The organism is uncultured Roseibium sp. (assembly GCF_947494555.1).
GTDB lineage: Bacteria > Pseudomonadota > Alphaproteobacteria > Rhizobiales > Stappiaceae > Roseibium.
Genome location: NZ_CANLVF010000001.1, coordinates 1,765,589 through 1,790,963, shown reverse-complemented (window position 1 = coordinate 1,790,963; position 25,375 = coordinate 1,765,589). Strand labels below are relative to the sequence as shown.

The following is a 25,375-nucleotide window of genomic DNA, read 5'->3' as shown; positions in this document are numbered from 1 at the left end:
AAATGGCTTATGCCTTTTCATCTGCTTGCAAAGCGGATCGGCGGATCGTAAAAGTACCTTACGGATTTCGGTTCGAAACTGATACCTTCCCCGATGACGAACAGGGTTATCTATCCACAACGTCATCGCAATCCAGGGCATACTTGCGACGGAACAGAGGCCGTTCTGCCGCTTTGAAGCGTGTCCGATTGCTGTGGATCAGGTATCGGGACACCCTTGAACCAACTCCTTGCGTATCGGGCCCTGCCGGTTTGGCAGTCATCAGCGCAGGAGAAGGATCAGAAAGTCGAACCTTTCCGCTACCGGCAACAGTTGCAGCGGCACGCCCCTCTCTGTTCTACCGGCAAAGTACAACGACTTAACTTAAAGGGCCTGCGTTGCCCCGAAGGACCCGCGCGATGCACACAGTGATCAATATAGAGCAAGGCTCCGCTCATGCGGCCGCTTTTGTTGATCAGACGACCGCGCCGGGCGCAGACGCCCTTCTCTATCTTAGCAAAACAAGTACGGCAGCCGCTCTCCTTTCGGGCGATGCGCGTTTACGAAACGCGTACAGCACCGCTGCCGTGGAGACGTTCAATAATGGCAAACAAAATGCTGATCGACGCGGGCCACCCGGAAGAGACCCGGGTTGTCGTCGTACGTGGGAATCGTGTTGAAGAATTCGACTTTGAAGCAGCGAACAGAAAGCAGCTTCGCGGTAACATCTATCTGGCAAAAGTAACTCGGGTCGAACCATCGCTGCAGGCAGCGTTCGTTGAATATGGCGGAAACCGGCACGGCTTTCTGGCTTTCAGCGAAATTCACCCGGATTATTACCAAATCCCGGTCGCGGATCGCGAAGCGCTTCTGGCAGCAGAAGCTGCTGAGCGTCAGAACGACGATCAGGACGCAGAAGAAAAGCCGAAGCGCCGCCGCCGTTCACGCGCCGCAAAGAACGAGTCCGCAGAAACGGTAGCCAGTGAGAAAATCGAGTCTTCCGACGCATCTGGTGACGAACAGCAAGCTGAAGCCGGGTCGACAGGCTCAAGCGAAGAAACTGAAACAGATTCTGCCGGCGCTCAGAGCGACACTGAAAGCTCTGCAGATTCAGCGGCGGAAGCTGAAGTGTCGGCAACGGATGCAGAACCTGCCGAAGAAACTGATTCAGCCCCGATGGTTGGGGCCGCAGACGATCAGGTTTCCGAAGATGGTTCAGACGATTCCGAGGCGTCAGCCAAAGTTGCTGCGAGCGCCGATGGCGACGATGCCGACACAGATGACGCCGCTGGAGAAACCGAGACACTGGAAGCTTCAGATGAAGCAGAGGACGAATCTGAAGAAGACTCTTTAGAAGCCGTTGCTGAAGCAGAGGCTGAGGCTCCAACCAGGACCCGCAGTCGGCGCAGGCGCCGGAGCCGGGACGACGAAGATGACGTCGACTCTGATGAGGATGCTGTAGAATCCGTTGGCGCTGAAGATGCCATGGAAGAGGTCCCGGAGCGTTCCGTACCACATCGCAAGCAGTACAAGATCCAGGAAGTTATCAAGCGGCGTCAGATCATCCTTGTTCAGGTTGTCAAGGAAGAGCGCGGCAACAAGGGTGCTGCCCTCACGACATATCTGTCGCTCGCAGGCCGCTACTCCGTGCTGATGCCAAACACCGCGCGCGGCGGCGGCATCTCAAGGAAGATCACACAACCGACAGACCGCAAACGCCTGAAGAAGATTGCCTCCGAACTCGACGTTCCTGAGGGCATGGGTGTCATTCTTCGAACCGCTGGCGCCAGCCGGACGAAAGCGGAAATCAAGCGCGACTTCGAATATCTCATGCGGCTTTGGGAAAATGTCCGGGAGCTGACGTTAAAGTCCAGTGCACCGAGCCTGGTGTATGAGGAAGGCAGTCTCGTCAAGCGTTCGATAAGGGATCTTTACAACAAGGACATCAATGAGGTGCTGGTATCGGGTGACGACGGTTACCGCGAAGCCAAGGACTTCATGCGCATGCTCATGCCGAGTCATGCCAAGAATGTTCAGCCGTACCGGGATCCTTCCCCGTTATTCATCCGTTACGGTGTCGAACCGCAGCTCGATGCAATGTTCTCGCCGCAGGTCACACTGAGATCCGGCGGCTACATTGTCATCAACCAGACCGAGGCCCTGGTCTCGATTGACGTGAACTCCGGCAAGTCGACCCGTGAACACAATATCGAAGATACCGCGCTACAGACAAACCTCGAAGCAGCGGAAGAAGTCACGCGTCAACTGCGTTTGAGGGACCTGGCCGGTCTTGTTGTCATCGACTTCATCGACATGGAAGAGTCGAAGAACAACCGGGCCGTTGAGCGCAAGCTGAAGGATTGCCTTAAAAACGATCGCGCCCGCATTCAGGTCGGACGGATATCGCATTTCGGCCTGCTGGAAATGTCGCGCCAGCGCATCCGGACCGGCGTCCTAGAAAGTTCGACTACTCCCTGCCCGCATTGCCAGGGCACTGGCATGATCCGGTCTGTGGAGTCGGTCGCGCTTCATGTTCTGCGGTCGATCGAAGACAATCTTCTCAAAGGTGCCTCCCACAATCTGATCATTCGCACCACCACCCAGGTTGCTCTCTATATTCTCAATCAGAAACGCTCGAACCTCTCTGATCTTGAAATCAGGTTTGCGGTGGAGATTGCCGTAAACGCGGATGAAATGGTCAATGGTCAGCTCTATGTGCTCGAACGTGGGGCCCCAATCGACAGGGACCGCGTTCCGGCGCCGGCTCCGATCGTGCACCCCGACACTGTTGACATCATCGACGAGGACACCGAACAACCGGTCATCGACGAACAGGCGCAGGATGACGAAGGCGCAGACCGCCGCCGCAAACGCCGCCGGAAGCGTCGCAGAGGCGGATCGGATAATGTCCAGGACGGGGGCGACACGCGTCAGGTGGCCTCGGAATCTGATGATATCGAGAGCGATGAGCAATCCTCGCAAGACGCCCGTGGTGACGAAGACGACTCAAACGAGGACGAACCCCGGCGCAAACGCCGTCGTGGTCGCCGCGGAGGTAGGCGTGGACGTCGCAACGGCGAAGGCACAGAGTTCCAGTCCGCCGAAGAGTCCGACGACGAGACCGTGCAAAGCGATGAGCCAGCTTCAGATGATGAGCCCGTAGAACAATCTGACGAAGCGGATGGCTCAAACGAGGCAACCGAGATCGCTGTCTCAGATGAAAATCCTGCTACAGGCAATGAAACCGAACCGAACGTTGAATCGGAAAGTGCGGAAATTGTCGCCGAAAGCAACGAGGCTGAAGAGTTGACTTCGGTTGCTGAGGCCGAGACGGCAGACCCTGCAAATACAGACGCTGCTGAAATCGGAGATGCTGAGGTGGTTGAAGAGATTGTTTCGGCGGACTCGGTTGAAAAGCCGCAGGAAATCGTCGTCGAGACCCCGACCTCAGAACAGCCCGTTCCGAACGAAACAGCTGAAGACAAGACCGAAGCCGCACCTTCTGCACCCGCAGAACCGGTTGTCACGAGCGAAACCTCAAGTGAAGACGAGGAAGACAAACCGAAGCGCGTGGGTTGGTGGCAACGCGGTCGCTCGTTCTTTTGATCCGATTCTGGTCAAGATATGAAAAAGGCGGCTATAAGCCGCCTTTTTTGTTTGATACCGGCCTGAAACGACCGCCCCTCACCTAACGAAGAAATCCGGACAGGCGGACCAGAGCTTCCTTCATTTGATCGTGTGCTCCTGCAAAAGAAAAGCGCAGGTACTCGTGACCGTGCACCGGGTCGAAATCCACCCCTGGCGTCGCAGCAACGCCAGCTTCATGGAGCATTTTTTTGGCAAAGAGCAGGCTGTCGTCGCTGAACCGGCTAACATCCGCGTAGATGTAAAACGCACCATCGACAGGCAGGATCTTGTCCAGTCCAACTTCCGGCAATCCCTTGAGAAGCAGGTTTCGGTTCGCGACGTATCCTGCCTTTACCTCTTCCAGTTCCTGAACAGCGTCCAGAGCGGCGGTTGCCGCAAGCTGTGAGATTGCCGGCGCGGAAATGTATAGATTCTGTGCCACGCGCTCAGTCGGCCGGACCAATTGGGAGGGTAATATCATCCAGCCAATGCGCCAGCCGGTCATGCAATAGTATTTTGAAAAACTGTTTATGATTATGGCGTTATCGGAAATCTCAAGCGCGGACTTCTGTCCCGGTTCGTAGTCCAGACCGTGATAAATTTCGTCGGAAATGAACCGGATTTTTTCGTCATCGCAATATTGAACAAGGTTTGTGAGCGCATCGGCATCCATCATGGTGCCGGTCGGATTTGCCGGGCTCGCGACAAGAACTCCGCTGACAGGACCGCTTTCGCGCACCTTGTCCAAATGCTCCGGTGTAAGACACCAGCGCGTTTCCGCCCCAACCTCCACTTCAACTGGAACAAGCCCGAGCGCTTTAAGAATGTTGCGATACGCCGGATATCCAGGCGCCGTCAGCACAATCCTGTCGCCCGGGTCGAAAGCAGAAAGAAACGCGAGATTAAAGCCTGCCGAGGACCCGGTCGTAACCATGATCCTGTCCGCAGACAGTTCAACGCCATATTGGCGTTTATAGTGCCCGGACAGAGCCTGGCGAAGCGGCAAAATGCCGAGCGCTTCGGTATATCCGAGACGCCCGTGACTCAGCGCCGTCTTTGCGGCTTCCACCGCGGTTCTCGGCGCCGGAGCCGACGGTTGGCCCACTTCCATGTGGACGATCTTGCGACCCACCGCTTCCAGCCGGGCGGCTTCAGCAAAGACATCCATTGCGATGAAGGGCGAGACGTTGCTGCGCGAAGATGGTTGAAACGCGTCGTCTGTCATGAATTTTCTGCACTTCCGGCTTGTTTGTGTTCCGGACGTATTGCGGATTTTCCACTTCGTGGCAATGGACTGCAGCGCAGACAAGACGACTTTTGCGCCTGGTACCCGTGAAACCTTTCCGAATTGTCATGCACGATTTCTTGACCGAAACAAAACACCTCCATAACTTCGCCACACATTCGCATAGGTGTATCTTGATCAGGGTACCGGACAGGAGTTCAGACTTGCCAGGTTCCAAGCCAGCTTCAGCTATTCCTCATAAGCCGTTCACAACGCGCTTGTTTAGAAGAGTAACTGCGACAGTTTGCTCTGTTGCTGTTGCCCTTCCGGTCATGGTGGCGCCATCCCATGCCCAACGCGGGAAACTTCCACTCGTAAGGGACGCGGAAACGGAGTCACTTTTGCGGGACTACGCAATACCGATCTTCAAGGTTGCCGGAATCGCTCAATCTGAGCCTCAGATCATCCTTGTCAACGACAAGTCTTTCAACGCCTTTGTTCCCGACTCCAGACGCATGTTCATCAATATCGGTGTCATCATGGAGGCCGAGGCCCCCGGGGAAGTTATCGGGGTCATTGCACACGAAACAGGACATATTGCCGGGCGACACCTTGTGAGACTGCGAGCGGCGGCTGCTAATGCACAAATCATTGCAGTTATCGGCACGCTCCTTGGTGCCGGCGCTGCGGCAGCTGGTGCCGCATCCGGCTCCGGTCGTGCAGCCTCCGGCGGCGCCGCTGCCGCGCTAAGTGCGCCGTCCATTGGAAAAAGATCGCTGCTCGCCTATCAGCGCGGCGAAGAGGCTGCCGCCGACCGTGCCGCGCTCAGGTATCTCAATGCAACGGGTCAAAGTGCCCGTGGCATGCTGAAAACATTCCAGCGCATGTCGGAGCAACAGCTGTTTTCTCAGCAATTCGCCGATCCTTACGCCCAAAGCCACCCTATGGCACAGGAACGCTATACCGGTCTCTTGAACGACGCCCAGAAGTCCAAGTATTTCAATCAACCCGAAGACTACGTCCTTCAGTACCGTCACGACCAGGTTCGCGCGAAGCTGTTTGCCTTCACCAGTCATCCGTCGGCAACCTTGCGTGCCTTCCCGCGCAGCGACAAAAGCCCCGCGGCAAATTACGCACGTGCAATCGCTGCCATGAAGAGCCGCGGAAAAGGAGCGGTCAAGGAAATCGACGCCCTTATCAGAACACAGCCGAACAACCCTTATTATTATGAACTGAAGGGCCAGGCTCTGCTGGAAGGCGGCGATCCGAAGAGCGCAATCGCACCGTTTCGCAAGGCGTTGTCCTTCAAGCCGAACGAACCTCAGTTTCTTGTCTGGCTCGGCTATGCGCTCGTGGGAGCCAACAACCCTGCCTACTATGCCGAGGCCGAACGTGTCCTGAAGCGTGCCATACAACGGGATCCAAACTCAGGTGTCGCCTACAGCCAGCTCGCAATCGCACATGGCCGCCAGGGGGAACGCGCAGAGGCCGATCTGGCGACGGCGAAGGGTCTGATGGTTCGCGGAGATTTTGATGCGGCAAAGCGTTATGCGGCCCGTGCTCAAAAAAGTTTGAAGCGTGGATCGCCCGCATGGGTTCAAGCAGACGACATTGTAGCGTACAAACCACCTAATCTGCCGAATCGACGATGACGTCGACAATCATGCACGGTGACGGAGCACGGAAATTCCTGTCGCCCAAGGAGTTTTCAATGATACACCTTTTCTCCGTTTCGAAACGCGTGTGTTTCGCAGCCTTCGTTTTGCTCGTGTCGTCGATGCCAGGCATCGTCGCCGCGCAGGAACTGGATCGCAGCGAGATTGAAAATATCGTGCGCGAGTATCTTCTCGAAAATCCCGAAATTATCGCCGAAGCGTTGAACGAGCTTCAACGCCGCGAACAGGAAGCGGAAGAGGCAGCACGTCTTCAGGCCTTGAATGACAGCGCGGATATTCTCTTCAACTCCACTCGCCAAGTTGTTCTCGGCAACCCTGAAGGCTCTGTAACACTTGTCGAGTTCTTCGATTACAACTGCGGCTTCTGCAAGCGCGCCTATGGCGATATGGTGCGCCTTGTCGAGGAAGATCCTGAGCTCAGAATCGTACTCAAGGAATTTCCTGTCCTCGGTCAAAGCTCGGTTGAAGCGGCCCAGGTCGCGGTCGCCGTGAATTCGGTTGCACCGGAAAAATATGGCGAATTCCACGAAGCACTGCTTTTGAGCCGTGGACAGGCGAACCTTTCAAGCGCCATGGCGGCCGCAACCGGTGTGGGCATTTCCGAAGCCGACCTGCAGGTTGCCATGGCAACGGATGAAGCAGGGCAGACGATCGAAGAGGTCTACACGCTCGCCAATCGGCTTGGCCTGACCGGAACCCCGTCATATGTGGTTGGCAACGAAGTCGTTATGGGTGCTGTTGGATACGAGGAGCTGCGCGTAAAGCTCGATGCCATGAAGGATTGCGGCCAGACAACCTGCTGAGTCAGGGCCTCTCAAGCTTGTTGGAAACCGCAGCTGAGCGAAATCAATAAGTAATCAGGGCTTTTCCTGACACAATTGAATCCCTATAAGAAGCGTGGCTCGCATTCCGTCGAATGCGGGCCTAAAATCTATAGCCGCCTCATTTTGGCGGTAGAAAAAATGCGGACCGAACCGGTATTTGCTTGGATTTGCCAGTGTACATTTCCGAAACACCCGGAACGCCGCATCAAACATGCGGAATATGAGACCGGCCGCCCCGCGTCTCACGCTTTGTGGATCGAGTACGAGAGCCAAACGACATGATGCGTAATGATAACAAGAAATTCGATACGGCCCTGATCCGGGATCTCGCAGTTTTGCTGGACGAAACAAACCTGTCTGAGATCGAACTGGAACAGGGCGACACTCGCATCCGTGTTGCGCGTCAGATTTCGATCAATGCTCCTGTCAGCGTAGCAGCGCCGGCAGTTGCCGCAGCACCTGTTGCCGCCGCACCCGCTGCGCCGCAAGAAGAAACAGTTGCTGAAAGCTCGGCTAAATCCGGCTCCAGCGTCACGTCGCCCATGGTTGGAACTGCGTATCTTTCTCCCGAGCCAGGTGCCGCGTCATTCATCCAGGTCGGTGACAAGGTGGCCGAAGGACAGACGATCCTGATCATCGAGGCGATGAAGACCATGAACAACATCCCCTCGACCAAAACCGGAACCGTCAAGCAGATCCTCGTTGACGACGCCCAACCCGTGGAATTCGGCGAACCGCTGATCGTCGTCGAATAAGGATCCGGCAGGCCATGTTCTCCAAAATTCTCATCGCCAACCGCGGCGAAATCGCCCTGCGCATTCTGCGCGCCTGCAAAGAGCTCGGAATTCCGACGGTTGCCGTCCACTCGACCGCCGACGCCGACGCCATGCATGTGCGCCTTGCAGATGAAAGCGTCTGTATTGGACCGCCCGCAGCACGTGACAGTTACCTCAACATTCCGCAACTGCTGGCAGCTTGTGAGATCACAGGCGCGGATGCCGTTCACCCCGGCTACGGGTTCCTTTCGGAAAATGCCCGTTTTGCCGAGATACTCGAAGCGCACAATATTGAGTTCATAGGACCGACCGCGGAACACATCCGGGTCATGGGCGACAAGATCCAGGCAAAACAGACGGCCAGGGAGCTCGGCATTCCGGTCGTGCCCGGCTCGGACGGAGAAGTAACTGCCAACGACGACGCGCACGCAATCGCGCGCGGCATCGGCTATCCGGTTCTGGTCAAGGCCGCTGCAGGCGGCGGAGGACGCGGCATGAAGGTCGCGCAAACCGAAAACGATCTTGAGACAGCCCTGTCGACAGCGCGCGCCGAATCAAAGGCTGCCTTTGGCGACGACGCGCTCTACATGGAAAAGTACCTCGGCAAGCCCCGTCACATCGAGATTCAGGTGCTCGGCGATGGCAAGGGCAATGCCGTGCACCTTGGCGAACGGGATTGTTCCCTACAGCGCCGGCACCAGAAGGTGCTCGAGGAAGCCCCTTCCCCGAGCCTGAATTCCGAGCAACGCGACAGGATCGGTGAAATCGTGGCAAATGCCATGCGGAAACTGAAATACCGCGGCGTCGGAACCGTGGAATTCCTGTATGAAAACGGTGAGTTCTATTTCATTGAGATGAACACCCGGCTTCAGGTGGAACACCCCGTAACCGAAATGATCACGGGGATTGATCTTGTCAACGAACAGATCCGGATCGCCGCTGGTGGCGATCTTGATATGACACAGGACGATATCAAATTCGATGGCCACGCCATTGAATGCCGTATCAATGCGGAAGATCCGGTCACGTTCGCACCCTCGCCCGGCACGATTACCTACTATCATCCACCTGGCGGTCTCGGTGTGCGTGTCGATTCAGGCGTTTATCAGGGCTACAAGATCCCGCCTTACTACGACAGCTTGATCGGCAAGCTGATTGTTCATGGTCGAAATCGCGTGGAGTGCATGATGCGGTTGCGCCGGTGCCTCGACGAATTTGTCGTTGACGAGATCAAGTCTACTATTCCGCTTTTCCGCGATTTGGTGGACAATCAGGCGATCGCGAACGGTCAGTACGACATTCACTGGCTCGAGAAGTACCTGGCCGACAAGTCGAACTGACCGGACGCTTGCACAGGGACAGCCCCTTGCAACCGGTAAGCGAGGCCATATGGCAGGTTACAAAGATGACATCGTAATGGAAATTACGCCGCAGGTGCTGCTCAAAGCATATGCCTGCGGGCTCTTTCCGATGGCTGAGTCGGCAGATGATCCGGGCCTGTTCTGGCTGGAGCCGGAACATCGCGGCACCCTTCCGCTGGATTCGTTTCACCTGCCGCGGCGCTTGCGTCGTACCATTCGCAACGATGTCTTTGAAATTCGGGTCAGCACTGATTTTCAACGCATTATCGACGGTTGTGCGGAACCGATGCCCGGCCGCCAGAAAACCTGGATCAACCGGGAAATCCGCCGTCTCTATGGTGAACTCTTCGAGATGGGCTACTGCCACACGATCGAGGCATGGCAGGCCGGTGATCTGGTGGGTGGACTGTACGGGGTCAGCCTGAACGGCGCCTTTTTCGGTGAAAGCATGTTCGCCTTCAAGACCGACGCCTCAAAAGTGTGTCTCGCGCATCTTGTGGCGCGGTTGACTGTCGGTGGCTACTCCCTGCTCGATACTCAGTTTGTGACGGATCATCTCAGCCGCTTCGGTACGCTTGAAGTTTCCCAGGCCGACTACAACAAGCAGCTGGCCGAGGCCCTGCAGCTGGAAACGGACTTTTATGCGCTCTCACCCCAGGCAAATGGACAGGAAGTGCTGGCCGTGCTGGACAGCTGGAAAGCCAGCTGACCGGACTTCCGGATCTTTCCGGCAGTAAGGAGCATATCCGTCCCGTTGGTCCCGAAACCAGCCGGCACCTGTTGAAACTACTCCATTCAAAAAACCAAAAAAGCCCCGCATGTGCGGGGCTTTTTGAAATGCAGCAATACCTGTCTCGTTAATTCCCGGGTGTCCAGGCCTCGTAGTCGCCCGTGACTTCGGGGCGTTTTTCCGGTGTCAGGATCGACCCATGCGGGCGATACGCATCAGGCGTTCCGGTCTGGTTCCCGTGATGCTTCTGCTGCCAGTGCTTGGGATGATACGTTTCTTCCGAAGGCGGCGTGTCAACGCGATGGTGCATCCAGCCGTGCCAACCCGGTGGTATGGCGGACGCCTCTGCAAGACCGCTGTAGATCACCCAACGCTTCTTGCCGCCCCGTTCCTTGTAGTATTTGTTGCCTGCCTCGTCCTCACCGACAAATTCACCCTTGCGCCAGGTGAAAAAGCGCGTGCCCATCGTCTGGCTGTTCCACCAGGTGAAGAATTCGAGAAGAAACGTTTTCATGGCCCTCAGAAGGTCCCTAGGTGACAAGTGGCGTCAGACCGGTTCAACAAGCCGGTGCACCGGAGTTCGGCGGACTATGGCGCCAAGAACGACGTCTGTCCAGTACCGCACTGTCGCAGGGCACGCCATATTCAAAGGAATTCGAACCGGCTAACCACTAGCAGTGTTTAGGGCGGTGTCCTTTGGCAAGCCAAGAAGCGCATTGGTTTAAAGACGTTCCAAGTTCCGCTCTACACTGTCCCGGGCACTTTCTGTCCTCCAAAAAAAGTTGAACCCGAAACTTCGTCCTACCGTGCGAAAAATTGAAGCTCGAAGGTCGTCAACCCAATCTAAGTGAAGTTAGTGTCGACACCTGTGAAATACATCCAGAGAATGACCCTAAAATCCATCTTTATGTCGCAAATAATACCTGATGCGGGGGTCGGTTGTAGGGCTTCTTGGATCGATACTATTATAGTGTTTTGCTATTTTTTCTTTAAGTTTCTCAACAGGATTTCTCCAGGCATGTGTTTGATTACGATGGTCGCCAAGCGTCCACTCAAAAAAAGGTATTTGGCGATCGAAGACGTCAATTACTTTTGGCTGACCTTTGGAGTCCTTGAGAAGCTTCGCCAAATCATACTGTTCCTTAAAACGAAATTCACCACGAGCGTACCACATGTCGAATGTCGCCTCAGATCGGCGGTGGTGCCACAGTTCCGCTGCAAGTCGCGCCATCACTTCATTTTCGAGCTCAGAGGTGTTCCGATATCCCTTTAACCAGAAGACAGCGTGGGTCGCTTCGTGAATGAATGTATGTGCATCAAAAATATCGCTGAATTTAAAATCATCTTTTACGAACAACAACCCAGCACCAGCACTCGAGAACCCGTAAAACTGCGCGATATACGGTTTCATGTAAGCTGCTCTCGCGTTTTCGCGTGAAAGAAATTCACTATCACGAACGACGCGAATTTTACCGGAGTGCAAATGCGCCACCAAACTTCGCAAATCACCACTCGACACCGCAATCCCGCGCTCTGTCCAAACCAGCGAGGGATAGTCTTTCGCATAGGCAGCTATGAATTTAGCTGCTTCGACGGACAAGAATCTACCTTTTCGATCATAATTCGGGGGTGGTACGTAAATCTTGCCCGGAAACGCGCCCTCGAAATCGAAGTTCCTCCGGTCTGTCGATTGCCAGCACCCAACATAGTGATGCAGATACCAATTGATCTTTCTATGATCGCTGGTCTCAAAATTAAAATAAATCAGGTCTTCGGCATCGAGATTGTGTTCTCTTGCTATGCTTCCCCACGACTTGCGCCCTGTTGAGACATCATATTCCCGCCCACCCGCTGGTGGCCACGGTGCTTGATCGTGTGCAGGCACTTCGTCCATCGACGGAACGAAGCCGAGCTTTTCTAGCAAACGTTTCCTTGTGGCTGCATCGATCATTTTGGAGCGCTCCAAATAATTCGCGATCTGCCCTGCCAGGGTTACCTCTAAAAAAATGTTACATTGTCAATTATTTGTGCGCGTTTTCGCGCTTTTACGGCTGTCAGGTAAAATTCCCTGAGAACATTTCATAACGAGCGTGACATACCAAACTTGGTTTGCACAAGTTGAAAATGCATCCTGATTTTGCTTAACCAGACACTGGCGGTTGCATTGCGCCTTTCGCTGGCGCTACGTCTCAATGAAGTTTCAGGTCCTTGGATTTAACGTATTCGGCATTGCGGATATGCCGGGCCGCTGCGGAATGTTTGGCCTTCGTTCCACCCTTTTTGACGCCGGCGAAGACCGGTTCTTTCACGGGCGGCGGTTCTTCCTTGGGTTTCTTTACGAACTCTTCTTCGACGACTTCCTCAACCTCGGCGCGTTTCTGGATCGCCAGCTTGTGGTGCAGCCGCGCACCAGCCAAGGACTGCATCTTCTCGGCCTGCTCGTCCATGGTCTTCTGGATGCCGTAGATATTGTAAAAACCCGAATTCTCAAGAACCATCGGCCGATCGTCAGCCAACAGCCACCGCAGTCGCTTGAAGAGCGTTGACGGCGAAACCGGCTTGACGAGCACATGATGTGCCCCGGCGCGCAAGGCCTTGTCGACCAGCGGTCGCGTGCCATGCGCGGTTATGAAGAGAATCGGTACATAGCAAAGCGGCTCCATGTGCCGGTGCCTGACAAGGCGCAAAAACTGGTATCCTGATGTCGGCTCCATTCGCCAGTCCGTCAGAATCACATTGGGAGGTTCGGCAAGGCTCGCTTCCAGCGCTTCATCGACCGAATCAAAAACCCGAACACGCGCTACCTTGAAGCTCAGGAGAATCGATCGGAGAATCGTTTGCATCGGTTTGCTGTCTTCCACGACAACCGCGTCGATATCTTCCATCGCAAGGCCAAAGGCGGCGTGATGCTTCATTAAATGCGGGTCCCTTTCCCAGTAATCCCCGCACTAAAGCAAAGCCGGCTTAAACCGCGCTGAAATCGCTAGTCGTGATTTTCTTCAAATTTTCATAAAACCGGGATGAGTCTCATCCACAAGGAAGTGCGCTCGGTGAGTCAGCTGCGCGTTTCGCGGAATGCAAGCGCAATTTACCAAAGCATCCCGCTGGTCCCGCGCCACTCCCCACAATCCACACCGGCACACAATATTTTGCGTTTGCCCACAGGCTCGCCACAAGCTGTTGTCGTCGACACCTTGACCTTTAGAATTCATTTACATTAGTTTTTCATTATTGCGATGTGCGTAATCGGGAGCCTTGTCAGGCACCTCGGTCATCCAAAACACTAAAGTATCCGCGTGCCAATTCCTCGCTTTGCAGGCAATCCGGGGAACGGGTTTTGTGTGCCGAATTCACAGCGCGTTTCGTGACAAATCTGTTGACGACTACTATATATAGTAGACCCGGAAACACGATACGCTAAATAGAGGTAGGCGCTTCTTTTGAGGAAGCGAAATCCGGCAGAAGAGCAATCGGACTTTTTCGCTGGACATCAGATGCGGGACTGACTGGTTCGGGCAGAACCAGCTGGGGATACAAGGGGACTTTGAGAATGCGGATAGAGCGGCGCTATACCAAGGAAGGCCAATCGCCTTACGCCGGCATTAAATTCCGGACAGCTACGAGCGAGATCCGCAACCCGGACGGATCGATCGTGTTCCGTCTTGCGGATATTCAGGTTCCGGCCCAGTTCTCTCAGGTCGCCTCCGACATCCTGGCTCAGAAATATTTCCGCAAGGCAGGTGTTCCAGCCAGGCTGAAAGCGGTTGAAGAGAACACTGTTCCCTCCTTCCTCTGGCGTCATGAGGCCGACGAAGACGCCATGAGCGATCTGCCGGAAGACGAGCGCTATGGCTCGGAGATCGACGGGCGGCAGGTTTTCGACCGCCTGGCCGGCACGTGGACTTACTGGGGCTGGAAGGGCGGATATTTCGAACAGGAATCGGATGCCCAGGCCTTTTATGACGAGCTGCGCTACATGCTCGCGACTCAGAAAGTCGCCCCGAATTCCCCGCAATGGTTCAACACCGGCCTCCACTGGGCTTATGGCATCGATGGACCGAGCCAGGGCCATTTCTATGTCGATTTCCAGACCGGCAAACTGACCAAATCGAAAACGGCGTACGAGCACCCGCAGCCGCATGCCTGCTTCATCCAGTCCGTTCAGGACGATCTCGTCAACGATGGCGGCATCATGGACCTGTGGGTTCGCGAAGCGCGGCTCTTCAAATACGGCTCCGGCACCGGGTCGAACTTTTCGTTCGTGCGTTCCGAAGGCGAAAGACTGTCCGGCGGCGGCAAGTCATCAGGACTGATGAGCTTCCTGAAAATCGGCGACCGCGCAGCAGGTGCGATCAAGTCCGGCGGCACGACCCGCCGCGCGGCCAAGATGGTCGTGGTTGATGTCGATCACCCCGATATCGAGGAATACGTCAACTGGAAGGTCAAGGAAGAGCAGAAAGTCGCGGCGCTCGTGACCGGTTCCAAGATCTGTCAGAAACACCTCTCCGCAATCATGCGTGCCTGCGTCAACTGCGAGGCCGACAATGGCGATTGTTTCGACCCTGCCAAGAACCCGGCCCTGAAGCGCGAGATCCGTGCGGCCAAGAAAATGATGGTGCCGGAGAACTACATCCAGCGCGTCATGCAGTTCGCACGGCAGGGCTTCACCAAGATCGAATTCCCGATCTACAACACCGATTGGGACTCCGAAGCTTACCTGACGGTCGCCGGACAGAACTCCAACAACTCCGTCCGGGTGACTGACGGCTTCCTGTCGGCAGTCCTTGAAGACAGCGAGTGGGATCTCACGGCGCGCCGCACCGGCGAAACGTTGAAAACCGTCAAGGCGAAGGAGCTTTGGGAACAGATCGGTTATGCCGCATGGGCATCCGCTGATCCGGGTCTTCAGTATCACACGACCATCAACGACTGGCACACATGCCTCGCCGACGGTGAAATCCGCGCATCGAACCCCTGCTCTGAATACATGTTCCTGGATGACACGGCCTGTAACCTTGCGTCCCTGAACCTGATGCAGTTCCGCAATGAAGACCGGTCCTTTGCCATCGACAATTACGAGCACGCTGTCCGCCTGTGGACGATCGTTCTCGAAATCTCTGTGCTGATGGCGCAGTTCCCGTCGAAGGAAATCGCGGAACTCTCCTATAAATTCCGCACGCTCGGTCTTGGCTACGCCAATATCGGCGGCCTCCTGATGACGTCTGGCATTTCCTATGACTCCGATGAAGGACGCGCACTCTGTGGTGCCCTGACAGCGGTCATGACCGGCGTTGCTTATGCCACGTCCGCGGAAATGGCAGGCGAACTCGGGTCCTTCCCGGGTTACAAGAAAAACGCCAAGCACATGCTGAAGGTGATCCGCAATCACCGCCGCGCCGCGCATGGCGAGACGACTGGCTACGAGGGTCTGAACACACCTCCGGTCGCGCTTGATCATGCAAGCTGCCCGGACAAGGGGATCATCGAGCGCGCCAGGAAAGCATGGGACCGCGCCCTGGAGCTCGGCGAAAAGAACGGCTACCGAAATGCCCAGTCGACCGTGATCGCCCCGACCGGCACCATCGGTCTTGTCATGGACTGCGACACGACCGGTATCGAGCCAGACTTTGCGCTGGTGAAGTTCAAGAAGCTTGCCGGCGGTGGTTACTTCAAGATCATCAACCGCGCCGTTCCGGAAGCCCTGCGCGTGCTCGGCTACTCGGAAGCCGAAATCGGGGAAATCGAAGCCTATGCCGTGGGTCACGGATCGATCGACCAGGCACCGGGCATCAACCCGGCAGGCCTCTCTGCGAAAGGCTTCACCGAGGAAAGCCTCGGCAAGCTAAAGGACGGCATGAAGTCGGCCTTCGACATCAAGTTCGTTTTCAACCGCTGGACCCTCGGCGATGACCAGCTGAAAACGCTCGGTGTTTCCGATGAACAGCTGGAGGACGCCGAATTCGATCTCCTGTCGTTCCTTGGCTACTCCAAGGCCGACATCGAAGCGGCGAACACACATGTCTGCGGCGCCATGACCCTGGAAGGCGCTCCATTCCTGAAGGAAGAGCACTACCCGGTCTTTGACTGTGCAAACCCGTGCGGCCGTATCGGCAAGCGATTCCTCTCGGTAGAAAGCCACATTCGCATGATGGCTGCAGCCCAGCCCTTCATCTCCGGTGCGATCTCCAAGACGATCAACATGCCGAACGATGCGACAGTCGAGGACTGCAAGGAAGCGTATATGCTTTCCTGGAAGCTGGCTCTGAAGGCGAATGCGCTCTACCGCGACGGCTCCAAACTGTCTCAGCCGCTCAATGCCCAGCTTCTGGCCGACGAGGACGACGAGCAGGAAGATGCCATCGAGGAGATCGCAGCCAAGCCGCAGGCCGCAAAAGCGGAAGTGGTTGCAGAGCGGATCGTGGAACGGATCGTCGAGCGTGTCGTTCGCGAACAGGAAAAGCTGCCGGCACGCCGCAAGGGATACACCCAGAAGGCCAAGATCGGCGGTCATACCGTGTTCCTGCGCACGGGCGAATATCATGACGGACGTCTCGGCGAAATCTTTCTTGATATGAACAAGGAAGGTTCGGCCTTGCGCGCCTTCATCAACAACTTCGCCATCTCGGTGTCGCTTGGCCTGCAATATGGCGTGCCGCTCGAGGAATATGTCGACGCGTTCACCTTCACCAAGTTCGAGCCGGCCGGCATGGTCCAGGGCAACGATGCGATCAAGAATGCTACGTCGATCCTCGACTATGTCTTCCGCGAACTTGCCGTGTCCTATCTCGGCCGCCACGACCTTGCTCATGTGCCACCGGAAGTCTTCGGCAGCACCGGAGAAGGCCTCTCTTCGGGCGAAGACCGCGGCCAGAGTGGCCAGATCGTCTCGCACGGCCTTGTGCGCGGACAGACCGAAAGGTTCCGTCTGGTCTCAAGCGCTGGCGAACCTGCCGGAGAAACAACGGAAGCCATTTCGGTGCAGACCGCAAACACTCCGGCTGCCCAGGTCTCCGCGGTAGCAACCGCCTTTGCCCGTGGTGCTGAAGGCGCAGCGGCTGTTGAGGTAACAACCGTAACCAGCCCTGCCCCACAGGTGTCGACCGCGGCCCAGCAAATCGCCCAGGCCCGCATGAAAGGCTATGAAGGCGAAAGCTGCTCCGAATGCGGCAACTTCACGATGGTCCGCAACGGCACCTGCCTGAAGTGCGACACTTGCGGCTCGACAAGCGGCTGCTCGTGACGAGCACGATTTAGTCGGGTGCTGTCCGTGACGGCATAGGATGGACTATTTAGGCCAATAAATGGCTCAAACGGCCCTAGGGACACAAAACCCGCCCATCGGAGACGATCGGGCGGGTTTTCACTATTCTGTTGATTTCGGTCGGTTGCGATGTCCGTTCTTAAGAGCGTTTCTGTGTGAAACAGCCAGTTCGACTTTACAGGGCTATGCAACCCTGAGTAATATTCTCCGTGTAAGTCGGTTGAAGGAACGCAGTTATCAACCCAGTCCCGACAATAACCGCCTCTCAATTCGCAACCGCCTTCGAACTTAGGCCAAATCTTGTTGCATGGTTCCTCGGAGCCGGCGCATCGGCAGCTGCCGGCATTCCAACCGGATACGCCATGATCCGGGATTTCAAGGCTCAGATCTTTTGCCGCGAGACGAACCTTTCGAAGCGGGAGATCGATACAGCCGATCCCATCTGGATCGACAGGATTGACGCATTCTTCAAACAAACTTCACACCTGCCCCCCGACGGTGACCCAATGGAGTATGCCGCGGCCTTCGAAGCTGTATACCCGCAGCCTCGGCATCGACGGCAGTACATAAACGATGCGATCTCCAAGGGTACGCCCTGTTTTGGGCACAAGGTGCTGGGAAGCTTGATGGCCGCCGGCAAAGTAGATTGTGTGTTCACGACGAACTTCGATCCGCTGATTGAAGAGGCAGCACTTTCCGCAAACGCAATCCTTCCTGTCGTCGATCAGAAACGTCCGACAGTGGCAGCGCTCGACTCCGCCGATCGAGCCCTGCGCTGCCTCAATGAATCCGACTGGCCGATGATCGCCAAGCTTCATGGCGATTATCAGTCGACCTCGATCAAGAATACGGGTTCGGAGTTAGAGCAGCAGGACATCCGAATGCGTCATGTTTTGGTGGAAGCCGGCAAGCGTTTCGGGATGGTATTTATCGGCTATAGTGGTCGCGACGCCTCGATCATGGAAGCATTGACCGCCGTGCTTGATGCGCCTTCGCCTTTCCCGAATGGACTTTACTGGCTCACCGCGTCGGCCTCCCGCTTGCTGCCCTCTGTGTCTGAGTTCCTGAAACGGGCCCAGCTCGCCGGCGTTGACGTAGCTGTCGTCGAGTGTGCGACCTTTGACGAACTGAGCGCCGACATCACTAAAACGACTGACCTGCCTCAACCGCTCTTTGATCTGGTGATGGCCGGGCGACCTGCACCACGCTTGGTGCCAGTTCAGCTGCCTGCTGCTGAGGCCCGCGCTTTCCCTGTTTTGCGCTATTCCGCTCTACAGATCGAAGGAATGCCAAGTGCTGCCCGGCGGATAAAACTCTCGCAGAGCACAACCTCTCCCGTTGTACGAGAGCTATTGAAGGAGAAAGGGGTCAGGGCGACAGTCGCGGCGCTCGGACGAGAGCTCGCCGTCTTTGGCAAAGATCGGGAGATCCTCGATGCACTTGCTTCGTTCGGTGCGACACCCGGTGGTGAGATTGAACTGAATCCGGCCAAAGACAGTTGGGCAAAGGGTCTTATTTATGACGCGTTAGTCAGAAGCCTAGCGCGGCGAATTCCACTCATTCCGCGCTTTAAACGCGCTGGACATTCCGTAGTCATTGCTTCGCCGCGCGATGGGGATAACCCGGAGAGGACACGCCGCGACGCACGGATGCTATCAAATCTTCGGAGCGCTTATAATTGCAATCTCACCGGCAACGTTCCCGGCCTCGGGCTCCCGTTTCAGGAAGGACTGCTCCTGAAGCTTGACCTGATCGATGGTCGCTGGTGGTGCGGTTTCGAACCCTACACCTTTGTGCATATCCCTCGTCCAGAAGTCACAAAGGATGAATATCTACCGCATTCGGAAGTCGCCAGCAGGGATCCGATGGCTGCTCGTCCTTACGCGGGCGGTGATCCGGCCGGTGACTGGCGCCGGGAACGGTGGGCCCAACGTTATAATCGAAACTGGGCCCAAATAATCGCGGCTTGGGCGAAGCTTCTAACCAACACCGAAGACGGGACCACGCGAGCTTTCGGGCTAAAAGATGGCACAGGGATTGATGCGGTGTTTAGAGTCTTCCCGGTCACGGGCTGGAGTCGCCCAGGACATCATCATGCCTATTTTGACAGGACCAAGTGATGAGCAATCCGGCGCTTTTGACAAAGCTTCCGCCATTCACCTTGCTGGACGAACCGGATCTTTCGTTCTCGCCCTCGGACTCGGCGCAGGTTGATGTCCATCCGCTTCGAGGTCTTGCGAAATTCGGGCCTTATTCAAAAGGATCTTTCGGCGGCTTTACTTCGCGCGTCAGGATCGCAACCGTTGGTCCGGAGAGCGCTTTCAGACGGCGCGGTGAGTTGATGCTTTCACTACGCAATACGCACCGACCTTCTGACAGGTCCGAATATGTCCCTCCGTATCCGGGTTTCGAGAAACTCTACCATGTGGAGCTCGTTTCGGCACCACGTGATGCCCACATCAAATGGCCTGAGAATATCTATGACTTCGCTGGAGATGGCGATCCACAAACCCGGCTCTTCCTTGCCATGGAAGCAGCATTCCGACAGCTAGAGCTTGTGCGAAACGAATTTGACGTCGTACTTGTGCATTTCCCAGACAGTTGGAATCCGGCCACGCGCAGCAAGTTATTCGACGCCCATGACGCGCTCAAAGCGCTTGGTGCCAGATTCAAGATTCCAACTCAGGTCCTGAATGATCGCGCTTTTACGTTCCAACACAAGGCTTCTCTTGCGTGGCGACTTGCGACGGCGCTCTATGTTAAGGCCGCCGGCACACCGTGGAAGCTTGCACCGCTAAGGGGCGTTCCCGCTGACACGGCGTATAACCGGCTTGTGCACTGTCCTTGCTTGCCGGGCCATCAAACAAATTACAGCGATCATTGCATCGGGCTCGTTTCTGTCGTTCGCCGCATATTGCCTCAATATCCGTTGCAGGCCTACTGCGCCTTTGTGGCACGAGGGCTATTTTCATTAAATTTTTCAATAGTGTGACACACCTTCCTAGTATTCTATTCGTGGATGAACAAACGCCTAAGGCGGGTCGACCAACTGCTACAGCGCGTCTTCCCACGCCCGGACAAACGTCCCAACCCCCGGAGACAATCGGGCGGGTTCAATTTCCTTGGCGTCTTTTAGCCGGGAAAGCGCGGGAGACTGGCACTCGTCTTGACCGCAGAAGCGGATATGTCCTCACGTTGCGCCTGCCGGCAGTTGCGTTTCCTGGCTCCATTGTTTGGGAGATTGTCCGTACATGCGTTTGAATTCCCGGCTGAACTGCGAGGAACTGACATAACCTGCGTCCCAGGCTGCTTCGCTCACATTCATTCCCCCGGCGATTTTCATCGCGGCATGGTTCAAGCGCATGGATTTTGCAAACTGGATCGGCGACATCGTGGTTGCCTGTTTGAACTTGCGGTGGAATACGGCCCGGCTCATACCGGCAAGCGCGGCCATGTCGTCGATGGTCAAAGGTTCATTGAGATGCGCGGACAGGAACTGGATCGTCCTGGCAATTTCGTTGCCGACACCGAAGGACCGCCGCGCGGAAGCTCCGGCACCACCTTTCAAGACGGCGTAGTAAAGTTCGCGCAGCCGGCCCGCTCCGAGCACAGCCTCATCGGTCTTGTCTGCTCCCAATTGCACCAGCCGGAGCAGTGCATCGGTGAAGCCAGCATCCCACGGTGCCAGCGCCAGCCCGGAAGGCATCGCGTTACTATCCGGCTGCCGAGTGGGTCCTGCAACGCTTTCCATCTCCAGCGTCAGCTCCGTCATGACGCGCGCATCGAGGGAGATAAGGACACCGAGCAACGGATTGTCCGGTGAAGCGGTCGGTGTCCCCGCCTGGACCGGCATCGACGTTGAACAGCACAGATAGAGGTCACTGTCGTAGACATGCCGTTTTCCGTCCAGGATCGCCTCCTTTGCCCCACTGACAATCGCAACGACCGCCGGTTCATAGACCGCTGGAACGCAGGGTACCGGCTCGCTCACCCGGAAAAGCTGCACGCCCTTCACGCCGGTTTCAACGATACCGGCGCCAGGAAGTTGCTGGTCGATGAGGTGTCTGATCTGCTCTTTGCTCATTCGACAAACGTGACCTGTCAAAGTGCCCAATTCAACACCATTGATACAATCAGGCAAAAAATCGCGATTAATTCATCTGTTTTGCTTTTTTTTCGATAGTTATGTCTCGCTTCAGGACTGCAAGAGCTGCTGCAAGGAGCACGAGATGAAAAACAGATTTGGACCGGCGGGATGGACGCCTGAACGTTTGGGATCCCTCAAGGGCAAGACTTTTGTAATCACCGGCGCCAACGGGGGCGCTGGCTTTGAAGCGGCACGCGTGTTCCTTTCCAAGGGCGCGCGCGTGGTCATGATGAACCGCAACCCCGACAAATCGACTGATGCGATAAAGGCGCTGAAGCTGGAATTCGGGACAAACGCCGAGGTGAGCTACGTGCTGATGGACCTTGCCGCACTGGCAAGCGTGCGTGAGGCAGCAACGGAGCTTCTGGAAACAGTCCCGCGAATTGATGCTCTCATCTGCAACGCCGCCATCGCACAAATCGCCACACAGCAACTCACCGTGGACGGTTTCGAAAGCCAGCTCGGCGTGAACTATTTCGGCCACTTTCTGCTGTGTGGTTCACTTTATGAGCGCATTGAGCAATCGGGCGGACGCATCGTCATAGTCGGCAGCAACGGCTACAAGATGGGCGACAAGCGTATCCTGTTTGAAGACTTGAACTACGAGAAGAATTATTCAGCCTGGAACGCTTATGCCCAGAGCAAGCTGGCACAGATGATGTTTGGCTACGAACTGCAGCGTAAGGTGCAGGCGGCCGGCAAGTCCGTAGAAGTGCATGTTTGTCACCCCGGTGCATCGCGAACGGGCTTGATCCGGAACACGGCGGGCATCACCACCAGGCTTCTGGCCACCCTGCTCTCGCCGCTTGCACAAACTGCTGAGCGCGGCTCCTGGCCTGAGGTCATGTGCGCAACGGAAGACGGTCTGGAACCTGCCAGGTATTACGGTCCGACGAAGTTCGAAATGGTCGGCCCCGTCGGCGAGTGCCCGCTGGAAGAATTTGCCCTCGATCCAGAACAGGCATCCAGGCTCTGGACGGTTTCCGAGCAAAAAACCGGTTTGAGCTGGTCGCCGTAACGGCCTGTTCTTTGATCCAACGAGCAGCTCCGTTCTTCATGGATTGACCTCCGCCACGCTCCCTCTTCTTCTGAGGTTCAGTCATAGCGCAACTCGGTCGCTTTGCCGCGAAAGACCGTGTAGGCGAGGATCGTATAACCAATGATTACCGGCAGAACGAACAGAGCACCGAGCAAGATGATGAACAGGCTTTCAGGCGCGCTGGCACTTTCGTAAAGGGTCAGTTTTTCCGGCACCACGTAAGGGTAGAAGGAATATGCGAGACCGACAAACGCCAGGAAAAACAAGACTGCCGTCGCCGTGAACGGAACCCACGCCCACTTGTCATCCCTGGCGGGCAGATGCCGTAGCGCGGTGTAGATGATGAAGACGAGCATTCCCGACATCAGCGGCAGCGGCGCCAGAAGAATCATTGAGGGAAACGAGAACCATTTGTCGAAGATCCGTTCGCTTACCAGCGGGCTCGCGAGTGAAATCGCGCCAAGACCCAGCATGACGCCCCAAAGACGTGTGCGCGCCCATCGGATCGCCTTCAGCTGCAAGTCGCCTTCCGACTTGATGATCAGCCATGTCGCGCCGATAAAGCCATATCCTGCCGTCAGGCAAAAGGCTGTCAGAACCCCGAACGCTATGGACGCCGGCGTGTGCTCTAGGCCCATGATGTAAAGGCCAAGCATGTATCCTTGCGCAAGGGACGCCGAAACCGAACCTGCGAAAAACGCCTGGTTCCAGCGGCGTTTCTGCGTTCCGCTGGTTTTGGCGCGAAACTCAAAGGCAACGCCCCGTAAGATCAGACCAATCAGCATCACGGCCACAGGCAGGTAAAGCGCGGTCAGGATGACGCCGTGCGCAACGGGAAAGGCAACCAGCAAAAGCCCGACAGCCAGAACGAGCCAGGTTTCATTCGCGTCCCAGAACGGACCGATTGCGGCGATCATGCGGTCTTTTTCATCCTCGTCGCCGAGCGGCAAAAGGATGCCGACACCAAGGTCAAAGCCGTCCAGCACAACGTAGACAAGGATCGAGATGCCCATGAGGGCTGCGAAGGCCAGCGGCAGCCAAACGGAGGGGTCTCCAAAAAGGGTCATGTCGTCTTACTCCGCCGGAACCAGGGCCACTTGCGCCGCACCCGAGTGCGGCCGCGTTCCTTCCGTGTCACTCGCCTTGCGCGCAAGCCGGAAGATGACGGTGATATAGGCTGTCAAAAGCACAGCGTAGACGATCAGGTAGGCCGCAAGTGTCGTTGCCACCATGGGGGCCGGAACATCGGCAACTGCCGACTCAGTGGTCAGGACGCCTTGGACAAGCCAGGGCTGGCGGCCGATTTCCGTCGTGTACCAACCGGCCAGTGTTGCCACCCAACCGGAAAAGGTCATCGCGACGAGGCCACGCAGCAACCAGGGATTCAGAGCATCGACCCCACCCTTCCTGCGCATCATGAAAACGGTTGCCCAACTCATCACCAGCATCAAGACCCCTGTCCCGACCATTGTGCGAAAGGACCAGAAAACAGGAGCTACGGGCGGATGAAAAACCGTGCCGTCATCTGCGTAGAAGTCATTAAGACCTGGAACCACACCTGCAGGGTCATGCTTGAGGATCAAGGACGCACCGTTCGGGACACCGACTTCAAAAGCGTTCCGGCGCTTTTCTTCATCGGGAATGGCAAACAGAAGCAGAGGCACATGCGAAGATGTCTGCCAGTTGCCCTCCATCGCGGCGACTTTTTGCGGCTGATGCTCCAGCGTGTTCAGGCCGTGCATATCGCCTGCCCAGATCTGCAAGGGGATGAGTATCGCTGCAAGCCACGCGCCTGTCTTGAGCGTCAGCCGTACGCCCTTGGTTCGGTCACCGATCAGGCGGCGATAAGCCGAGACGCCGACAATCAGAAAGGCGACGGTCAAGCCGCTTGCAAGCAGCATGTGAGCAAGACGGTACGGCATGGAAGGGTTGAAAACGATCGCCCACCAATCGGTCGCATGCACGACCCCATCACGCATCTCAAAGCCGACGGGCGTGTGCATCCACGAGTTCAGCACCAGGATCCAGAAGGCACTCATGGTCGTGCCGAAGGCAACAAGAAATGTTGCCAGCGTGTGCAGCCAGTTCGGCACCCGCGATGCGCCAAAAAGCATGATCCCCAGAAACGCCGCCTCCAGAAAGAAGGCCGTCAGAACTTCATAAGCCAGGAGCGGACCGGCCACATTGCCCACCGTTTCCATGAAGCCCGGCCAGTTCGTGCCGAACTGGAAACTCATGGTAATGCCGCTGACCACCCCTAGTCCGAAGGACAGGGCGAAGATCTTCACCCAAAACATGTAGGCGGCAAGCCAGCGCTCGTCACCCGTCGCGTTGAACCTCAGCTTGAAAAACAGCAACACCCAACCAAGAGCGATTGTGATCGTCGGAAACAGGATGTGAAACGAGATATTGGCCGCAAACTGAATGCGGCTTAGGAGAAGTTCTTCCATGGCGTCTTCCTGGCTCAAGTGCCGTGTCGGTTGATCACTCACCGGGCATATGGGCCAGGGTTTTTACCTACTCAATATAAAATCGGCAGACTGCGGCCACACGTCCTGCGGCAGGCCGCCACAGGCGAATTGGCAACCAGCCAACAGTCCCCGGCGACGACACGTGCCAAAGATGACTGCGGACTGCCGACAGATCGCGGTCAGAGGCTCGGGTCCATATTGCGCAATATCCGAAATGGTTGAAAGCGCCATGGTTTCATGTTGTTTCGTGACCGTGGCA

At 56.3% G+C, this 25,375-nt stretch carries 17 protein-coding genes; 10 read left to right on the top strand and 7 right to left on the bottom strand.

The annotated features are described in order from the left end of the window. Nucleotides 1-582: 582 nt before the first annotated feature. Nucleotides 583-3,585, top strand: coding sequence for a ribonuclease E/G (locus Q0915_RS08265; RefSeq protein ID WP_299481927.1), 3,003 nt, complete (start codon nucleotides 583-585; stop codon nucleotides 3,583-3,585). 82 nt (nucleotides 3,586-3,667) lie between these two features. Here the strand turns inward: Q0915_RS08265 and Q0915_RS08260 are convergent, their stop codons facing one another. Then, entirely contained in the window at nucleotides 3,668-4,831 is a 1,164-nt protein-coding gene (locus tag Q0915_RS08260; RefSeq protein WP_299481924.1) for an aminotransferase class I/II-fold pyridoxal phosphate-dependent enzyme, read from the bottom strand. A gap of 401 nt (nucleotides 4,832-5,232) precedes the next feature. Here Q0915_RS08260 and Q0915_RS08255 point away from each other — a divergent pair, with 401 nt between their 5' ends. The 5 genes from Q0915_RS08255 to aat all read left to right on the top strand — a co-directional run bounded on the left by Q0915_RS08255 (nucleotide 5,233) and on the right by aat (nucleotide 10,177). Beyond that, nucleotides 5,233-6,483, top strand: coding sequence for a M48 family metalloprotease (locus Q0915_RS08255; RefSeq protein ID WP_299481921.1), 1,251 nt, complete (start codon nucleotides 5,233-5,235; stop codon nucleotides 6,481-6,483). A 59-nt stretch (nucleotides 6,484-6,542) separates the two neighbouring features. Next, a complete protein-coding gene (locus Q0915_RS08250) occupies nucleotides 6,543-7,310 on the top strand; it encodes a DsbA family protein (protein ID WP_299481918.1) in 768 nt (255 codons plus the stop codon). A gap of 302 nt (nucleotides 7,311-7,612) precedes the next feature. After that, complete coding sequence (gene accB / locus Q0915_RS08245) at nucleotides 7,613-8,086, top strand: acetyl-CoA carboxylase biotin carboxyl carrier protein (protein ID WP_299482160.1); 474 nt, start codon at nucleotides 7,613-7,615, stop codon at nucleotides 8,084-8,086. Nucleotides 8,087-8,100: 14 nt separating this feature from the next. Next, nucleotides 8,101-9,447, top strand: a complete 1,347-nt coding sequence (gene accC, locus Q0915_RS08240) for an acetyl-CoA carboxylase biotin carboxylase subunit (protein WP_299481915.1) — start codon at nucleotides 8,101-8,103, stop codon at nucleotides 9,445-9,447. A gap of 49 nt (nucleotides 9,448-9,496) precedes the next feature. Continuing rightward, a complete protein-coding gene (gene aat / locus Q0915_RS08235) occupies nucleotides 9,497-10,177 on the top strand; it encodes a leucyl/phenylalanyl-tRNA--protein transferase (protein WP_299481912.1) in 681 nt (226 codons plus the stop codon). Nucleotides 10,178-10,325: 148 nt separating this feature from the next. On the opposite strand, the gene Q0915_RS08230 is transcribed toward aat, so the two are convergent. The 3 genes from Q0915_RS08230 to Q0915_RS08220 all read right to left on the bottom strand — a co-directional run bounded on the left by Q0915_RS08230 (nucleotide 10,326) and on the right by Q0915_RS08220 (nucleotide 13,113). Continuing rightward, nucleotides 10,326-10,712 carry an NADH:ubiquinone oxidoreductase subunit NDUFA12 gene (locus Q0915_RS08230; RefSeq protein ID WP_299481909.1) on the bottom strand — a complete coding sequence of 129 codons (387 nt, stop codon included), beginning with the start codon at nucleotides 10,710-10,712 and terminating at the stop codon, nucleotides 10,326-10,328. A 378-nt stretch (nucleotides 10,713-11,090) separates the two neighbouring features. Next, nucleotides 11,091-12,149 carry a hypothetical protein gene (locus Q0915_RS08225; protein WP_299481907.1) on the bottom strand — a complete coding sequence of 353 codons (1,059 nt, stop codon included), beginning with the start codon at nucleotides 12,147-12,149 and terminating at the stop codon, nucleotides 11,091-11,093. A gap of 238 nt (nucleotides 12,150-12,387) precedes the next feature. Beyond that, nucleotides 12,388-13,113 (bottom strand): response regulator, encoded by a 726-nt coding sequence (locus Q0915_RS08220; protein WP_299481904.1) that lies wholly within the window; start codon nucleotides 13,111-13,113, stop codon nucleotides 12,388-12,390. Nucleotides 13,114-13,748: 635 nt separating this feature from the next. On the opposite strand from Q0915_RS08220, the gene Q0915_RS08215 reads away from it, so the two are divergent. The 3 genes from Q0915_RS08215 (at nucleotide 13,749) to Q0915_RS08205 (ending at nucleotide 20,451) form a co-directional block, all read left to right on the top strand. Then, nucleotides 13,749-17,438 carry a vitamin B12-dependent ribonucleotide reductase gene (locus Q0915_RS08215; protein ID WP_299481901.1) on the top strand — a complete coding sequence of 1,230 codons (3,690 nt, stop codon included), beginning with the start codon at nucleotides 13,749-13,751 and terminating at the stop codon, nucleotides 17,436-17,438. 383 nt (nucleotides 17,439-17,821) lie between these two features. Then, complete coding sequence (locus Q0915_RS08210; RefSeq protein WP_299481899.1) at nucleotides 17,822-19,579, top strand: SIR2 family protein; 1,758 nt, start codon at nucleotides 17,822-17,824, stop codon at nucleotides 19,577-19,579. Between the two features lie 41 nt (nucleotides 19,580-19,620). Further along, nucleotides 19,621-20,451, top strand: coding sequence for a hypothetical protein (locus Q0915_RS08205; RefSeq protein ID WP_299481895.1), 831 nt, complete (start codon nucleotides 19,621-19,623; stop codon nucleotides 20,449-20,451). Nucleotides 20,452-20,649: 198 nt separating this feature from the next. Here the strand turns inward: Q0915_RS08205 and Q0915_RS08200 are convergent, their stop codons facing one another. Continuing rightward, nucleotides 20,650-21,543: an AraC family transcriptional regulator gene (locus Q0915_RS08200; RefSeq protein ID WP_299481892.1), complete on the bottom strand. Its 894-nt coding sequence runs from the start codon at nucleotides 21,541-21,543 to the stop codon at nucleotides 20,650-20,652. 145 nt (nucleotides 21,544-21,688) lie between these two features. On the opposite strand from Q0915_RS08200, the gene Q0915_RS08195 reads away from it, so the two are divergent. Next, entirely contained in the window at nucleotides 21,689-22,624 is a 936-nt protein-coding gene (locus Q0915_RS08195; protein WP_299481889.1) for an SDR family oxidoreductase, read from the top strand. Between the two features lie 77 nt (nucleotides 22,625-22,701). Here Q0915_RS08195 and Q0915_RS08190 read toward each other — a convergent pair whose 3' ends face one another. Both Q0915_RS08190 and Q0915_RS08185 read right to left on the bottom strand, forming a co-directional pair. Next, a complete protein-coding gene (locus Q0915_RS08190; RefSeq protein ID WP_299481886.1) occupies nucleotides 22,702-23,712 on the bottom strand; it encodes a cytochrome d ubiquinol oxidase subunit II in 1,011 nt (336 codons plus the stop codon). 6 nt (nucleotides 23,713-23,718) lie between these two features. Beyond that, nucleotides 23,719-25,095: a cytochrome ubiquinol oxidase subunit I gene (locus Q0915_RS08185; RefSeq protein WP_299481883.1), complete on the bottom strand. Its 1,377-nt coding sequence runs from the start codon at nucleotides 25,093-25,095 to the stop codon at nucleotides 23,719-23,721. Nucleotides 25,096-25,375: the final 280 nt, after the last annotated feature.

Bases quoted from the DNA above. Each gene is read 5' to 3' on its own strand.
- accC (WP_299481915.1), top strand. From the start codon at position 8,101: ATGTTCTCCAAAATTCTCATCGCCAACCGCGGCGAAATCGCCCTGCGC.
- Q0915_RS08265 (WP_299481927.1), top strand. From the start codon at position 583: ATGGCAAACAAAATGCTGATCGACGCGGGCCACCCGGAAGAGACCCGG.
- Q0915_RS08250 (WP_299481918.1), top strand. From the start codon at position 6,543: ATGATACACCTTTTCTCCGTTTCGAAACGCGTGTGTTTCGCAGCCTTC.
- accB (WP_299482160.1), top strand. From the start codon at position 7,613: ATGCGTAATGATAACAAGAAATTCGATACGGCCCTGATCCGGGATCTC.
- Q0915_RS08225 (WP_299481907.1), bottom strand. From the start codon at position 12,149: ATGATCGATGCAGCCACAAGGAAACGTTTGCTAGAAAAGCTCGGCTTC.
- Q0915_RS08230 (WP_299481909.1), bottom strand. From the start codon at position 10,712: ATGAAAACGTTTCTTCTCGAATTCTTCACCTGGTGGAACAGCCAGACG.
- Q0915_RS08215 (WP_299481901.1), top strand. From the start codon at position 13,749: ATGCGGATAGAGCGGCGCTATACCAAGGAAGGCCAATCGCCTTACGCC.
- Q0915_RS08185 (WP_299481883.1), bottom strand. From the start codon at position 25,095: ATGGAAGAACTTCTCCTAAGCCGCATTCAGTTTGCGGCCAATATCTCG.
- Q0915_RS08260 (WP_299481924.1), bottom strand. From the start codon at position 4,831: ATGACAGACGACGCGTTTCAACCATCTTCGCGCAGCAACGTCTCGCCC.
- Q0915_RS08195 (WP_299481889.1), top strand. From the start codon at position 21,689: ATGAAAAACAGATTTGGACCGGCGGGATGGACGCCTGAACGTTTGGGA.
- Q0915_RS08190 (WP_299481886.1), bottom strand. From the start codon at position 23,712: ATGACCCTTTTTGGAGACCCCTCCGTTTGGCTGCCGCTGGCCTTCGCA.
- Q0915_RS08200 (WP_299481892.1), bottom strand. From the start codon at position 21,543: ATGAGCAAAGAGCAGATCAGACACCTCATCGACCAGCAACTTCCTGGC.
- Q0915_RS08220 (WP_299481904.1), bottom strand. From the start codon at position 13,113: ATGAAGCATCACGCCGCCTTTGGCCTTGCGATGGAAGATATCGACGCG.
- aat (WP_299481912.1), top strand. From the start codon at position 9,497: ATGGCAGGTTACAAAGATGACATCGTAATGGAAATTACGCCGCAGGTG.
- Q0915_RS08210 (WP_299481899.1), top strand. From the start codon at position 17,822: ATGATCCGGGATTTCAAGGCTCAGATCTTTTGCCGCGAGACGAACCTT.